Below are 13,684 nucleotides of genomic sequence, written 5' to 3'. Positions count from 1 at the left end.
AGCCCGACGTGGTCGCGGGCCACAGCCTGGGCGAGTACGCCGCGCTCACCGCCGCGGGCTCGCTGTCGCTCGAAGACGCAGTGCGCCTGGTGCGCGTGCGCGCCGATGCCATGCAGGCCGCGGTGCCGGTGGGCACGGGCGCCATGGCGGCCATCCTGGGCCTGGACGACGACGCCGTGCGCGCCGCCTGTGCGGCCGCCGCCCAGGGCGAAGTCGTCGAGGCCGTGAATTTCAACGCGCCCGCCCAGGTCGTCATCGCCGGGCACAAGGCGGCCGTCGAACGCGCCTGCGAGCACGCCAAGGCGGCGGGCGCCAAGCGCGCGCTGCTGCTGCCGGTTTCGGCCCCGTTCCACTCCAGCCTGCTCAAGCCCGCGGCCGAGGTGCTGGCCAAGGCGCTGGCGCAGGTCCAGGTGGCCGCGCCCCGGGTGCAGGTCATCAACAACGTGGACGTGGCTTCCCCGTCTGAGCCCGGCGCCATCCGCGACGCGCTGGTGCGCCAGGCCTGGCATCCGGTGCGCTGGGTGGAAACCCTGCGCGCCATGAAGGCGCAGGGGGTCACGCACGTCATCGAATGCGGCCCCGGCAAGGTGCTGGCCGGCCTCACCAAGCGTATCGATCCGGAACTCACCGGGCTGGCCATCACCGATCCGGCTTCGCTGGAAGCGGCGCTGGCCGCGGTCAATGGAAACTGACACCATGGACAACACCTCGAAGGAACTGCAGGGCAAGATCGCCCTCGTGACGGGCGCCACGCGCGGCATCGGCCGCGCCATCGCCGAAGAGCTGGCGGCGCGCGGCGCCACGGTCGTGGGCACCGCCACGTCCGAGGCCGGCGCCCGCCGCATCACCGAGGCGCTGGCGCCGCACGGCGGCCGCGGCGTGGTGCTGGACGTGACCGATGCCCAGGCTTGCGACGCGCTCGTCGAGGCGCTGGGCAAGGAGGGCGGTCCGCACATTCTCGTCAACAATGCCGGCATCACCCGCGATACGCTGGCCATGCGCATGAAGGACGAAGACTGGTCGGCCGTGATCGACACCAACCTGGCGTCGGTTTTCCGCCTGTCGCGCGCCGTGCTGCGCAGCATGATGAAGGCGCGCTGGGGCCGCATCATCAACGTCACCTCGGTGGTGGGCGCGTCGGGCAACGCGGGTCAGGCCAACTATGCCGCCGCCAAGGCGGGCGTGGCGGGCATGTCGCGCGCCCTGGCCCGCGAGCTGGGCAGCCGCAACATCACGGTGAACTGCGTGGCGCCCGGCTTCATCGATACCGACATGACCCGCGCCCTGGGCGAGAACCAGACGGCGGCCCTGCTCCAGCAGATTCCGCTGGGCCGCCTGGGCTCGCCGGCCGACATCGCCCATGCGGTGGCCTTTTTGTCCAGTCCCCAGGCGGGTTACATTACCGGCACGACGCTGCACGTCAACGGCGGCATGTACATGCAATAAGTCACGATCCGCGCGGAATGCCTGGCTTTCCGCGCGTGTCACAACGAAGCGCCGCATTGCGGCGCTCCGGCGCCAGCCGGCGCGGGAGCGGTCAGGCGGTGTTATTTTTGTCAGGCCAGGCGTCGCATTCCTCTGCGCTTGGCTATAATTCGCGGGATTTTTCCCATTTGGAGATCTGCATGGAAAGCATCGAACAGCGCGTCAAGAAGATCGTCGCTGAACAACTTGGCGTGAACGAAGCCGAGATCAAGAACGAGTCCTCCTTCCTTGACGACCTCGGTGCCGATTCGCTCGACATGGTCGAACTGGTCATGGCGCTCGAAGACGAATTCGAGACCGAGATCCCCGACGAAGAGGCCGAAAAGATCACGACCGTGCAACAAGCGATTGACTACATCAATTCGCACGGCAAGCAGTAAGCCTGTACGCAGTCAGCCTGTATTCACCCGGGTTTCCGATCGCAACCATCGGAAGCCGCCGGGGCTCGGGGCGGTTTCAGGAGTTTGCCGTGCGGCTCGCGCGGGTCAGGGCGCTTTGAGGCCCGGCCCGCACATTGGCGCGCCGCGCGTGCAACGCCTCCCGAAAACCGCCTTTCTTTTGTCAGTTTGAGGAGTCATCCGTGAAGCGACGAGTCGTCATCACCGGCCTGGGCATCGTTTCCCCCGTGGGAAATGACATTGCCACCGCCTGGGACAATATCGTCAACGGACGTTCTGGCGTCAGCCGCATCACCCGTTTCGATCCCTCGGCCCTCACCACGCACATCGCCGGCGAAGTCAAGGATTTCGACGTCACCGCCTATCTTCCCGCCAAGGAAGCCCGCCAGATGGATACCTTCATCCATTACGGCATGGCTGCCGGCATGCAGGCGTGGCGCGATGCCGGCCTGGAAGTCACCGAAACGAACGCCGACCGCATCGGCGTGATCGTGGGCTCCGGCATCGGCGGCCTGCCGCGCATCGAGGAAACCCAGATCGAATACCTGTCCAAGGGACCGCGCCGCATTTCCCCGTTCTTCGTGCCGGGCTCGCTGATCAACCTGATCTCCGGCCATCTGTCCATCATGTACGGGCTGAAGGGGCCGAGCTACGCGGTGGTGTCGGCTTGCACCACGGGACTGCACTGCATCGGCGATGCCGCCCGCCTCATCGAGTACGGCGATGCCGACGTCATGATCGCCGGCGGCGCCGAATCCACCGTTTCTCCGCTGGGCATCGGCGGGTTCGCCGCCATGCGCGCGCTGTCCACCCGCAACGACGATCCGCAGACCGCCTCCCGTCCCTGGGACCGCGACCGCGACGGCTTCGTGCTGGGCGAAGGCGCGGGCGTGCTGGTGCTCGAGGAATACGAGCACGCCAAGAAGCGCGGCGCCCGCATCTACGGCGAATTCGCCGGCTACGGCATGAGTTCGGACGCCCACCACATCACGGCTCCCGACAAGGACGGCCCGCGCCGCGGCATCATCAACGCGCTGCGCAACGGCGGCATCAACCCCGACGACGTGCAGTACGTCAACGCGCACGGCACCTCCACGCCGCTGGGCGACAAGAACGAAACCGACGCCCTGAAGCTCGCCTTCGGCGACCACGCCAGGAAGCTGGTGGTGAATTCCACCAAATCCATGACCGGCCACCTGCTGGGCGCAGCCGGCGGCATCGAGGCCGTGTTCACCACCCTGGCCGTGCATCACCAGGTTTCGCCCCCGACGATCAACATCTTCAACCAGGATCCGGAATGCGACCTGGACTATTGCGCCAACGAGGCGCGTCCGATGAAGATCGACGTGGGTCTGTCCAACTCCTTCGGTTTTGGCGGCACCAACGGCTCGATGGCCGTTCGCCGGGTCTGATTTGGCCGGCTCCTCCGGAGAACGCCGGACCGGCCTCGTGGCCATGGGCAGGCCCGGCGGCCTGAAGGCCCTGTCGGGCGGCGCGCTTTGCGTGGCCGTCGCCTGCGTGGCGCAGGCCGCCTTGTTCGCGGGTGCGGGCGGGACGACGCTGGCCTGGCTGGCCCTGCCGGCGCTGGCCGCGGGCCTGTTACACTTGACCGGCAGCAGCCCGTCCCCGGTATCCGCGCTGCGTCCCTCCACCGGCGCCGGGCCCTGGCAAGTCCGCCTGTCCCGACGCTGGCGGGACGCCGTCCTCCTGGAGCAGCATGCCGGACCGGCCTGGCTGACACTGACCATGCGGGTTCTGCCCGCCGGGAGCGCAGCCTTCGAGACCACCATCGTCACTTTCACCGTCTGGCGCCATGCCTTGCGGCCTGAAGCCTGGCGCCGCCTGCGCCTGCTGGCCGCGGCGTCGCGCCGGCACGCGCCTGCGGTCCGCCTGCGGGAGGCCTCATGAGCGAGCGCGAAGTCGACGCCGAACTCGTCGAGCGCGTCCAGCGCGGCGACAAGAAGGCCTTCGACCTGCTGGTGCTCAAGTACCAGCGCAAGATCCTCCGCCTGCTGGCGCGCATGATCCGCGATCCCGCGGAAATCGAGGACGTGGCCCAGGAGGCCTTCATCAAGGCGTACCGGGCGCTGCCCCAGTTCCGGGGCGACAGCGCCTTCTACACCTGGCTCTACCGCATCGCCATCAACACCGCCCGCAACTGGCTCGCCTCCCAGGGGCGGCGCCCCAGCGCGCCCAATGCAATAGAAACGGAAGACGGTGAAACTTTTAACGAAACGGACAACCTAACCGACATAAGCACGCCGGAGTCCATGATGGCCAGCCGCGAGATCGCCGAAACGGTGAATGCCGCCATCGCGGAGCTGCCCGAGGAATTGCGCACAGCAATCGTCCTGCGTGAAATCGAAGGTATGAGTTACGAAGACATCGCCCAGAGCATGGATTGCCCGATAGGTACGGTGCGCTCCCGCATTTTTCGTGCGCGCGAAGCCATCGCCACCCGTCTGCGTCCGTTGCTGGACACCGATGCCGAGCGTCGCTGGTAAGGAGTGGCAGTCATGCAAACAGCAGCCAAGTCCGTCGAGACCGACCCGACCTCCTGGGAAGAGTCGCTTTCCGCCTGGATGGATGGGGAAGAAGAGTCCGACGATATTTTTCCCGGCCTGTTGTCCAAAGAGGGACGGCAGACCTGGGACACCTATCACCTGATAGGCGATTCCCTGCGCAACGCCGACCTGGCGCTGACGCCCAGCGCGGACTTCCAGGCGCGCCTGGCGCGCGCCCTGGACGCCGAGCTGCCCATCGTGGCGGCGCCGCGGCGCCGGTCGCCGCTGCGCCTGGGCCTGTCCGGCCTGGCGGTGGCCGCCGCGGTGGCCACCGTGGCCTGGGTGGCCCAGCCCTATCTCGCGGGCTCCGGTCCGGAAACCCGGGTGCTGGCCGATGCGGGCGGCAATCCGTCCCTCGGCGCTCAGGCGGCCGATGACGCCGGCCTGCGCGACTACCTCGAAGCCCACCGGCAGATGGCCGGCCCCAGCGCGGTGCGCCAGGTTTCCTTTGAAACGAGGACGGGGCGTTGATGGCCCGCAGGCTTCCGATCCGCTGGCTGCCGGCCGGACGCTCCGACTCCGGGCATGTCCACCGCGCCGGCTGGTTCGCCGCCTCGCTGCTCCTCCTCTCCTTCTTCGCCGCGCACGCCAGCGCGCTCGCCGCGCCGCCGGGCGGCGCCGCGCCTGCCGAGGACATGGCGCAACTGCTGTCCCGCATCCAGGACGCCGCGCGCCAGAAAGACTATTCCGGCGTGTTCATGTACCAGCAGGGCGAATTCATCCAGTCTTCCCGCCTGGTCCACGTGGTGGACGGCACGGGCGAGCGCGAGCGCCTGGAGATCCTGGACGGCCAGCCGCGCGAATACCTGCGGCACAACGAAGACGTCCAATGCCTGGTGCCCGACCACAAGACGGTGCTGCTGGAGCGCCGGCGCGGCGACCGCTTCCCCGGCCTGCTGCTGGGCGACCCCGCCCGCCTGTCCGAGCAGTACGACATTCGCACCGAAAAGACGCTGCACCGCGTGGCGGGCCGGCAGTGCCGCCTCATCACCATCGAGCCGCGCGACAAGCTGCGCTATGGCTACCGGCTGTGCGCCGACGTCGATACCAGCCTGCTCCTGAAGGCCCAGACGCTCAACGCGGCCAAGGGCGTGGTGGAGCAGGTGTCCTTCACCTCCCTCAGGCTGGGCTCCGAGGTCGATCCCCAGGACCTGGCCTCCCGCTGGAGCACCCGCGACTGGAAGGTCATGGAATCGTCCATGACGCCGGTCGATCTCTCCGCGCTGGGCTGGCGCATCCACGCGCCCAAGGGGTTCAGCGTGGTCATGCAGGTTTCGCGCACCATGGGGCACGGCGCGCCGGTCAACCAGATGGTGCTGTCCGACGGGCTGGCCGCCATTTCGGTTTTCATCGAGCCTTATGACAACCAGCGCGGGCATCATCCGCCGGCCGGCGCGTTGCAACGCGGCGCGCTCACGGTCTACGCTACCCGCATCGCGGATTTCTGGCTGACCGCCGTGGGCGAGGTGCCCGTGGCCACGCTGGAGCAGCTCGCGGAATCGACGGAATACGTGCCCGCGGCGCAGGCGCCGGCGGCCGGAGTCAAATAAGACCAGTCCTGTACTGGCAGGCAGCAATTGCGGAGTGTTCATCTATGAAATTTCTGACGGTGTCGAACCTGGGTTTCCGGCGCGCGCTGGCGGCGCTGGCCGCGGCGGGCATGCTGTTGTCGGCCGCGGCTCCCGCGAGCGCGGCTCCCCTGGTGAGCCTGCCCGATTTCACGGCCGTCGTGGAGAAAACCGAGCCGGCCGTGGTCAACATCCGCACCACGGCCACCGTGCCGGTGCGCGGCCCCACGAGCGGAAGCGATCCCTACGAGCTGTTCCGCTGGTTCTTCGGGCCCGACTTCCAGCCGCCCGGCATGCCGCAGATCCCCTCGCCGCGCCAGCGTCCGCAGCCGCAGCCCGAGGAGCGCACGGTGCCGCGCGGCGTGGGTTCCGGCTTTTTCATCTCCGATGACGGCTACATCCTCACCAACAACCACGTGGTGAGCGACGCCACCGACATCTACGTCACGCTGACCGACGGCCGGGAATTCAAGGCCAAGGTCATCGGCACCGACGAGCGCACCGACGTGGCCCTCATCAAGATCGACGCCAAGGGCATGACGCCGCTGGTCATCGGCGACCCCAAGACCCTCAAGAAGGGCCAGTGGGTACTGGCCATCGGCTCGCCGTTCGGGCTGGATTCCACCGTGACCGCCGGCATCGTCAGCGCCATCGGCCGCGACACGGGCGAATACCTGCCGTTCATCCAGACCGACGTGGCCGTCAACCCGGGCAATTCCGGCGGCCCGCTGATCGACCTGGACGGCGACGTGGTGGGCATCAATTCGCAGATCATTTCGCGCAGCGGCGGCTTCATGGGCATTTCGCTGGCCATTCCCATCGACGAGGCCATGCGCGTGGTCGAGCAGCTGCGCACCACCGGCAAGGTCACGCGCGGCCGAGTCGGCGTGCAGATCGGCGAAGTGGGCAAGGAAGTGGCCGACGCCATCGGCCTGCCCAAGGCCGAGGGCGCGCTGGTGAGCAGCGTCGAGCAGGACGGCCCCGCCGACGAGGCCGGGGTGCAGCCGGGCGACGTGATCCTGAAGTTCAACGGCGAAACCATCAAGCGCTGGTCCGATCTGCCGCGCATCGTGGGCGAAACCAAGCCGGGCACCCGCGCCACCATGGAAGTCTGGCGCAAGGGCAAGACCGTGACCCTGACCGTCAAGGTCGGCGAGATTCCCACCGAAAAGGCCGCCGGCGCGGGCAAGCCGGACGCCGGGCCGGCGCTCGCGGCCACCAACGCGCTGGGCCTTGCCGTGTCGGACGTGCCCGCCGACGTGCAGCGCAAGCTGCGCATCAAGGGCGGCGTGCAGGTGAAGGCCGCCGAGGGCGCGGCCGCCAAGGCGGGCCTGCAGGAAGGGGACATCGTGCTGGCGGTCAACGACAGCGACGTGACGAGCGCCAGGCAGTTCGCGGAGCTGGTGGCCAAGCTGGACAAGAGCCGTTCCGTGGGCCTGCTGGTGCGCCGCGGCGACCAGACCCAGTGGGTGGCCGTGGCTCCCAGCAAATAAGCCTCAAGACCGGCTAAAATGCCTGGTTGCCGCAAAGAGGGGGCGCATGGCGCCCCCTCGTTTTTGCCCGGTTGCTCCCGCGGAAGCGGCCCGTTCCGGCGTCTGCCGGCCTGCCGCGGCCCGGGCAGTCCAGTACGGGCCCGGACCTGCGGCCCGGGCCCGTTTCGTCAACCGCGCGTTCGTGCGCGGCGGATCTTCCGCGGCATTGAGCCGAATTCCGTCCCTCTTTAATTCACGTATGCAGCATATCCGCAATTTTTCCATCATTGCCCACATCGATCACGGCAAATCGACCCTGGCCGATCGCCTGATCCAGCGCTGCGGCGGATTGGCGGATCGGGAAATGTCCGCGCAGGTGCTCGATTCGATGGACATCGAACGCGAACGCGGCATCACCATCAAGGCGCAGACCGCCGCCCTGCAATACAAGGCGCAGGATGGCAAGATCTACAACCTCAATCTCATCGACACCCCGGGGCACGTGGACTTCTCCTACGAGGTCAGCCGCTCCCTGTCGGCCTGCGAGGGCGCGCTGCTGGTGGTGGACGCCTCGCAGGGCGTGGAGGCGCAAACCGTCGCCAACTGCTACACCGCCATCGAGCTGGGCGTGGAAGTGCTGCCGGTGCTGAACAAGATGGATCTGCCCCAGGCCGATCCCGAGGGCGCGCGCCAGGAAGTCGAGGACGTCATCGGCATCGACGCGTCGGAGGCGGTGCTCGCCAGCGCCAAGACGGGCATGGGCATCGACGAGATCCTCGAAGCCATCGTGGCCAAGGTGCCCCCGCCCAAGGGAGACACCGAGGCGCCGCTGCAGGCGCTCATCATCGATTCGTGGTTCGACAACTATGTGGGCGTGGTGATGCTGGTGCGCATCGTCAACGGCACGCTCAAGCCCAAGGACAAGATCCTGCTGATGGCGTCGGGCGCCACTCACCTGTGCGAGCAGATCGGCGTCTTCACGCCCAAGTCCGTGCAGCGCCCGCAGTTGTCCGCCGGCGAGGTGGGCTTCGTGATCGCGGGCATCAAGGAGCTCGAGCATGCCAAGGTGGGCGACACCATCACGCTGGCGAACAAGCCGGCCGCCGAGCCGCTGCCCGGCTTCAAGGAAGTGAAGCCCCAGGTGTTCGCCGGCCTGTATCCGGTGGAAAGCTCCGAGTACGACCAGCTGCGCGATTCGCTCGAAAAGCTCAAGCTGAACGACGCGGCCCTGATGTTCGAACCCGAGGTTTCGCAGGCCCTGGGCTTCGGCTTCCGCTGCGGCTTCCTCGGCCTGCTGCACATGGAAATCGTGCAGGAGCGCCTGGAGCGCGAATTCGACATGGACATCATCACGACCGCGCCTTCGGTCGTGTACGAGGTCGAGCAGCGCGACGGCACCGTGATCACCGTGGAAAGCCCTTCGCGCATGCCCGAAGTAGGCAAGATCGCCGAGATCCGCGAGCCCATCGTGAAGGTCACGCTCTTCATGCCGCAAGACTACGTGGGCCCGGTCATGACGCTGTGCAACAACAAGCGCGGCGTGCAGACCAACATGAGCTACCACGGGCGCCAGGTGCACCTGACCTACGAAATGCCGCTGGCGGAAATCGTGCTCGACTTCTTCGACCGCCTCAAGTCGGTGTCGCGCGGCTATGCCTCGATGGACTACGAGTTCCTGGAATACCGTCCGGCCGACGTGGTGCGGGTGGACCTGCTCATCAACAGCGACCGGGTCGACGCCCTGGCCATCATCGTCCACCGCAGCAACGCGCGCGCCCGCGCCCGCGACGTGGTGAGCCGCATGCGCGGCCTGATCCCGCGCCAGATGTTCGACGTGGCGATCCAGGCCGCCATCGGCGCCGAGATCATTGCCCGCGAAACCGTGAAGGCCCTGCGCAAGAACGTGCTGGCCAAGTGCTATGGCGGCGACATCACGCGCAAGAAGAAGCTGCTTGAAAAGCAGAAGGCCGGCAAGAAGCGCATGAAGCAGGTAGGCAGCGTGGAGATTCCGCAGGAAGCATTTCTTGCGATCCTGCAGGTCGAAGACAAATAGAAACCTAGTAAGGCGGTTAGCTGATGAGTTGGAACTTTGCCCTGATCCTGTTCGTTCTGCTGGTGCTTACCGGCGCAATCTGGGTGCTGGACCTGGCGGTGCTGCGCAAGGGGCGGGAGCGCCGCGCGCAGGCGGCCATGGCCCAATACGATACGGCCCTCATCGGCGATGCCCAGGAGGCCGAGCGCCTGAGGCGCGAAGCCGGCGACGCCGCACGCCGCGTGCCGTGGTGGGTGGAGTACGCCGTCAGCTTCTTTCCGGTGATTCTCTTCGTGTTCTTCCTGCGTTCGTTCGTGGTGGAGCCGTTCCGCATCCCGTCCGGCTCCATGCTGCCCACGCTGCAGTCCGGCGACCTGATCCTGGTGAACAAGTTCAGCTACGGCATCCGCCTGCCCGTGATCGACAAGAAGATCATCGATGTGGGCGAGCCGCGGCGCGGCGACGTGTTCGTGTTCCGCTACCCGGTGGACCCGGACGTCGATTACATCAAGCGCATCGTGGGCCTGCCGGGCGACGAGATCGCCTACCTGGACAAGAAACTCTACGTCAACGGCAAGCTCGTGCCGCACGTGCGCGACGGCGACTACTTCGAGCCCGACCGTGTCTCCTATATCGCACAGTACACCGAAAAACTGGGTGATGTTGAGCATGAAATTCTTCTGGATGAAGGTAAATCGCAAGAATATGCCCCTATCTGGGGTTTTCCTGGAAAAGAAAACTGTCAGTACAGCCGGAATGGAGTACGCTGCAAGGTGCCGGCCGGCCATTTCTTCGCCATGGGCGATAATCGGGATAACAGCGCCGACAGCCGGTACTGGGGTTTCGTGCCTGAAGCCAATATCGTGGGCAAGGCCTTCTTCATCTGGATGAACTTCAGCGATCTCAGCCGCATCGGCCGATTCAACTGATTCCACTCGTCATGTCGCTAGCCACGCTAGAAAACCGCCTGGATCACCATTTTGGCGACCAGGCACTGCTCGAACAGGCGCTGACGCATCGCAGCCACGGCGCGCGCCACAACGAGCGGCTGGAATTCCTCGGGGATTCCGTGCTGAATTTCGTGGTGGCGGCCATGCTCTTCGAGAAGTACACCAAGATCGACGAGGGCGACCTGTCGCGCCTGCGCGCCAACCTGGTGAAGCAGGCGTCGCTGGCCGACATCGCGCAGCGACTGGAGCTGTCGCAGTATCTGCGGCTGGGCGAGGGCGAACTGAAGAGCGGCGGTTTCCGGCGCCCCTCCATCCTGGCCGACACGGTCGAGGCCATCTTCGGGGCGGTGTTCCTGGACGCGGGCTTCGACGCCGCGCGCCGCGTCATCGTGCGCCAGTACCAGCCGGTGCTGGCTTCCATGGATCCCAAGACCCTGGGCAAGGACGCGAAGACGCTGCTGCAGGAATACCTGCAGGGCCGCAAGCTGGCCCTGCCGGCCTATACGGTGGTGGCCACGCACGGCGCGGCGCACAGCCAGCAGTTCGAGGTCGAGTGCGCCATCGCCGCGCTGGAAATCAAAGTCACGGCGGCGGGCGCGAGCCGGCGGGCGGCGGAGCAGTCCGCGGCCAAGCTGGCGCTGGAGGCCGTGCAGGCCCTGGGCCCGGCCGCCAAGAGCGCCCGCAAGTCGGGCAAGGCGCGCAAGACCGCGCAATTGTCGCTGCCGGTGGCAGTGGCGCAAGAGATCAAATGAGCGATACCCCTTTCCGCACCGGCTTCGTCGCCATCGTGGGACGCCCCAACGTGGGCAAGTCCACCCTGACCAACGCCCTCATCGGTTCCAAGATTTCCATCGTCTCGCGCAAGGCGCAGACCACCCGCCATCGCATTCATGGGGTGCTGACGCGCGAGCGCGAGCAGTTCGTGTTCGTGGACACGCCGGGCTTCCAGACGCGCCACGGCGGCGCCATGAACCGCATGATGAACCGCGTGGTCACGCAGGCGCTGGCGGACGTGGACGTGGTGGTGCACGTGGTCGAGGCCGGCAAGTGGTCGGAGGGCGACGCCAAGCTGCTGCCGCTGCTGCCGGCGCCCGAGCGCACCATCCTCGCCATCAGCAAGATCGACGCGCTCAAGAACCGCGACGAGCTCTTTCCCTTCGTGTCCAAGATCATGGCGCTGCATCCGTACGGCGCCGTGGTGCCCGTGAGCGCCACCCGCAACCAGCAGCTCGACCAGCTGCTCGACGAGATCGCCGCCCGCCTGCCCGAAGGCGAGCCCATGTTCGAGGAAGACACGCTCACCGACCGGCCCATGCGCTTCATCGCCGCCGAGCTGGTGCGCGAGAAGATCTTCCGCCTGGTGGGCGACGAGCTGCCCTACGGCTGTACCGTGGTCATCGAGCAATGGGAAGAAAACGACCGCGGCGCGCGCATCGCGGCCTGTGTGGTGGTCGAACGGGAAAGCCACCGGCCCATCCTGCTGGGTGCGGGCGGCATGCACATGAAGCGCATCGCCACCGAGGCGCGCCAGGACATCGCCAAGCTGCTGGACAAGCCCGTGCACCTGGAGGTGTACATCAAGGTGCGCAAGGGCTGGTCCGAGCGCGAAGGCGCGCTGCGCGACCTGGGCTATGAGTAGAAGGGCGCCGCGCGTCCAGGACCATCCGGGCTACATGCTGCACGCGACGGCCTGGCGCGAGACCTCGCTCGTCATCCAGACCTTCACTCGCGACCACGGCTGCGTGGCCATGGTCGCCAAGGGCGCCAAGCGCCCATACTCCACGCTGCGGCCGGTGCTCTCGGCCTTCCAGCCCCTGCTGCTTTCCTGGACCGGCAACGGCGAGGTCAAGACCCTCACCCGCGCCGAGATCGTGGGCGTGCGCCTGCTCAACGGCACGGCGCTCATGTCCGCCTGGTACATGAACGAGCTGCTGCTGCGCCTGCTGCCGCGCGAAGACGCGCATCCGCTGCTCTTCGACGCCTACGATACGGCCCTGCAGCAACTGGCCGGCGGCTCCCGCGCGGCCGGCGCGCTGCGGCGCTTCGAATGGACGCTGCTCAACGAGACGGGATACGGGGTGGACAGCGAGCCGCCCGATTTCGACGACCCGGCCGTCGAGCCCGGGCTGCGGCGCGACCTGCGCACCCGGCTCGAAGAAAACCTCGCCGGACGCCCGCTTTCCACCCGGCGGGTGCTGCTGGACCTGCAGCGCCTCTAAGCGGCCATGAGCTTCACGCTGCGCCAGATCGAGACGTTCCGCACGGTCTACGAGACGGAGAGCGTCACCGCGGCGGCGCGCCGGCTCGACGTCTCGCCCGCCACGGTCAGCGCCACGCTGGCCGCGCTGGAGGCCGCCCTGGAGCTGCGTCTGTTCGAGCGGGTGCGCCAGCGCATGCGCCGCACACCCGAAGCCACCCTGCTGTACGAGGAGATCCGGCGCCTGAACCTGGGGCTGGAAAGCCTGGGCCGCAAGGTACGGGCCATCCGCGGCGTCGCGCAGCCACGCCTCAGGGTGGGCTGCATCCACGCCTATGGCGGCGCGGTGCTCAGCGGCACGCTGTCGCGGTTCCGCGAGCGCTATCCCGACACGCCGCTCTACCTGCAGATCCGCGATTCCAACACGCTGCGCGACATGGTGGTGTCGGGCGAGCTGGACCTGGCCGTAGTGGCCGACGAGTCGGAACTGGAGGGGCTGCGCGGCCACCGGCTGGCCTGCCTGCGTGCGGTGGCGGTGTTCCCCCGCGCCCATCCGCTGTCGCGCCTGCAGACGGTGGACTTGGCGCAGCTCGCCGAAGTGCCGCTCATCGCGCTCAACGCCGAGGACGGCTCGCGCAAGCGCCTGGATGCGCTGGCCCGGCAGGCCGGGACGCCGCTGCGCCCGGCGATCGAGACGCCGTATTCGCACACCGTGTGCCAGCTCGCGCTCGCGGGCCATGGCGTGGGCGTGGCCAATCCCGGCGACGGCCGTGGGGTTGGAGCCCGCCGGCCTGGCCCACCGGCCCTTGGCGGCCGCCGTGCATTTCGAATGCCACATGATCCTGCACGACGGCAGGCCGCTGTCCGAGGCGGGGCGCTACTGGGCCACCTGCCTGCGCGCGGCGCTCGCCCCGCTGGCGGAAGCCTTCGGCATCGAGGCGCTCAGCCCCGCCGCCCATCCGAGGTGAGCACCGCCACCACCCGCGATTCCGCATCCAGCGCCCCGGCCAGGCGCAGC

General features: G+C 67.6%; 14 protein-coding genes and 1 pseudogene. All 15 read left to right on the top strand.

The genetic code is table 11. The features are described from left to right. On the top strand, positions 1 to 692 hold a 692-nt coding region (locus AD428_RS13215), incomplete at its 5' end, for an ACP S-malonyltransferase (protein ID WP_053245485.1). A gap of 4 nt (positions 693 to 696) precedes the next feature. Further along, positions 697 to 1,446, top strand: a complete 750-nt coding sequence (fabG, locus tag AD428_RS13210) for a 3-oxoacyl-ACP reductase FabG (RefSeq protein ID WP_053245482.1) — start codon at positions 697 to 699, stop codon at positions 1,444 to 1,446. A 179-nt stretch (positions 1,447 to 1,625) separates the two neighbouring features. After that, positions 1,626 to 1,865: an acyl carrier protein gene (acpP, locus tag AD428_RS13205; protein ID WP_003813816.1), complete on the top strand. Its 240-nt coding sequence runs from the start codon at positions 1,626 to 1,628 to the stop codon at positions 1,863 to 1,865. Positions 1,866 to 2,065: 200 nt separating this feature from the next. Beyond that, a complete protein-coding gene (fabF, locus tag AD428_RS13200; protein ID WP_053245481.1) occupies positions 2,066 to 3,295 on the top strand; it encodes a beta-ketoacyl-ACP synthase II in 1,230 nt (409 codons plus the stop codon). Positions 3,296 to 3,338: 43 nt separating this feature from the next. Beyond that, positions 3,339 to 3,791, top strand: coding sequence for a hypothetical protein (locus AD428_RS13195; protein ID WP_053245484.1), 453 nt, complete (start codon positions 3,339 to 3,341; stop codon positions 3,789 to 3,791). Then, positions 3,788 to 4,387, top strand: coding sequence for an RNA polymerase sigma factor RpoE (gene rpoE / locus AD428_RS13190; protein WP_053245480.1), 600 nt, complete (start codon positions 3,788 to 3,790; stop codon positions 4,385 to 4,387). Before AD428_RS13195 ends, rpoE begins: the two co-directional genes overlap by 4 nt. A 12-nt stretch (positions 4,388 to 4,399) precedes the next feature. Continuing rightward, complete coding sequence (locus AD428_RS13185) at positions 4,400 to 4,918, top strand: sigma-E factor negative regulatory protein (RefSeq protein WP_053245479.1); 519 nt, start codon at positions 4,400 to 4,402, stop codon at positions 4,916 to 4,918. Next, a complete protein-coding gene (locus AD428_RS13180) occupies positions 4,918 to 5,997 on the top strand; it encodes a MucB/RseB C-terminal domain-containing protein (protein ID WP_082308391.1) in 1,080 nt (359 codons plus the stop codon). Before AD428_RS13185 ends, AD428_RS13180 begins: the two co-directional genes overlap by 1 nt. A 44-nt stretch (positions 5,998 to 6,041) precedes the next feature. After that, a complete protein-coding gene (locus AD428_RS13175; protein WP_053245478.1) occupies positions 6,042 to 7,508 on the top strand; it encodes a DegQ family serine endoprotease in 1,467 nt (488 codons plus the stop codon). Positions 7,509 to 7,746: 238 nt separating this feature from the next. Beyond that, positions 7,747 to 9,540 carry a translation elongation factor 4 gene (gene lepA / locus AD428_RS13170; RefSeq protein WP_053245477.1) on the top strand — a complete coding sequence of 598 codons (1,794 nt, stop codon included), beginning with the start codon at positions 7,747 to 7,749 and terminating at the stop codon, positions 9,538 to 9,540. Positions 9,541 to 9,563: 23 nt separating this feature from the next. Continuing rightward, complete coding sequence (gene lepB / locus AD428_RS13165) at positions 9,564 to 10,448, top strand: signal peptidase I (RefSeq protein ID WP_053245476.1); 885 nt, start codon at positions 9,564 to 9,566, stop codon at positions 10,446 to 10,448. Positions 10,449 to 10,459: 11 nt separating this feature from the next. Next, positions 10,460 to 11,221 (top strand): ribonuclease III, encoded by a 762-nt coding sequence (gene rnc, locus AD428_RS13160; protein WP_053245475.1) that lies wholly within the window; start codon positions 10,460 to 10,462, stop codon positions 11,219 to 11,221. Then, on the top strand, positions 11,218 to 12,108 hold the full coding sequence (era, locus tag AD428_RS13155; RefSeq protein ID WP_053245474.1) for a GTPase Era: 891 nt from the start codon (positions 11,218 to 11,220) through the stop codon (positions 12,106 to 12,108). Before rnc ends, era begins: the two co-directional genes overlap by 4 nt. Further along, complete coding sequence (gene recO, locus AD428_RS13150; protein WP_053245473.1) at positions 12,101 to 12,688, top strand: DNA repair protein RecO; 588 nt, start codon at positions 12,101 to 12,103, stop codon at positions 12,686 to 12,688. Before era ends, recO begins: the two co-directional genes overlap by 8 nt. A 6-nt stretch (positions 12,689 to 12,694) precedes the next feature. Beyond that, positions 12,695 to 13,634: pseudogene (locus tag AD428_RS13145) on the top strand (LysR family transcriptional regulator). Positions 13,635 to 13,684: the final 50 nt, after the last annotated feature.

The organism is Achromobacter sp. DMS1 (assembly GCF_001270295.1).
This window is presented reverse-complemented; position numbering and strand designations above follow the sequence as displayed.

Bases quoted from the DNA above. Each gene is read 5' to 3' on its own strand.
- fabG (WP_053245482.1), top strand. From the start codon at position 697: ATGGACAACACCTCGAAGGAACTGCAGGGCAAGATCGCCCTCGTGACG.
- acpP (WP_003813816.1), top strand. From the start codon at position 1,626: ATGGAAAGCATCGAACAGCGCGTCAAGAAGATCGTCGCTGAACAACTT.
- AD428_RS13195 (WP_053245484.1), top strand. From the start codon at position 3,339: ATGGGCAGGCCCGGCGGCCTGAAGGCCCTGTCGGGCGGCGCGCTTTGC.
- rpoE (WP_053245480.1), top strand. From the start codon at position 3,788: ATGAGCGAGCGCGAAGTCGACGCCGAACTCGTCGAGCGCGTCCAGCGC.
- AD428_RS13185 (WP_053245479.1), top strand. From the start codon at position 4,400: ATGCAAACAGCAGCCAAGTCCGTCGAGACCGACCCGACCTCCTGGGAA.
- AD428_RS13180 (WP_082308391.1), top strand. From the start codon at position 4,918: ATGGCCCGCAGGCTTCCGATCCGCTGGCTGCCGGCCGGACGCTCCGAC.
- AD428_RS13175 (WP_053245478.1), top strand. From the start codon at position 6,042: ATGAAATTTCTGACGGTGTCGAACCTGGGTTTCCGGCGCGCGCTGGCG.
- lepA (WP_053245477.1), top strand. From the start codon at position 7,747: ATGCAGCATATCCGCAATTTTTCCATCATTGCCCACATCGATCACGGC.
- lepB (WP_053245476.1), top strand. From the start codon at position 9,564: ATGAGTTGGAACTTTGCCCTGATCCTGTTCGTTCTGCTGGTGCTTACC.
- rnc (WP_053245475.1), top strand. From the start codon at position 10,460: ATGTCGCTAGCCACGCTAGAAAACCGCCTGGATCACCATTTTGGCGAC.
- era (WP_053245474.1), top strand. From the start codon at position 11,218: ATGAGCGATACCCCTTTCCGCACCGGCTTCGTCGCCATCGTGGGACGC.
- recO (WP_053245473.1), top strand. From the start codon at position 12,101: ATGAGTAGAAGGGCGCCGCGCGTCCAGGACCATCCGGGCTACATGCTG.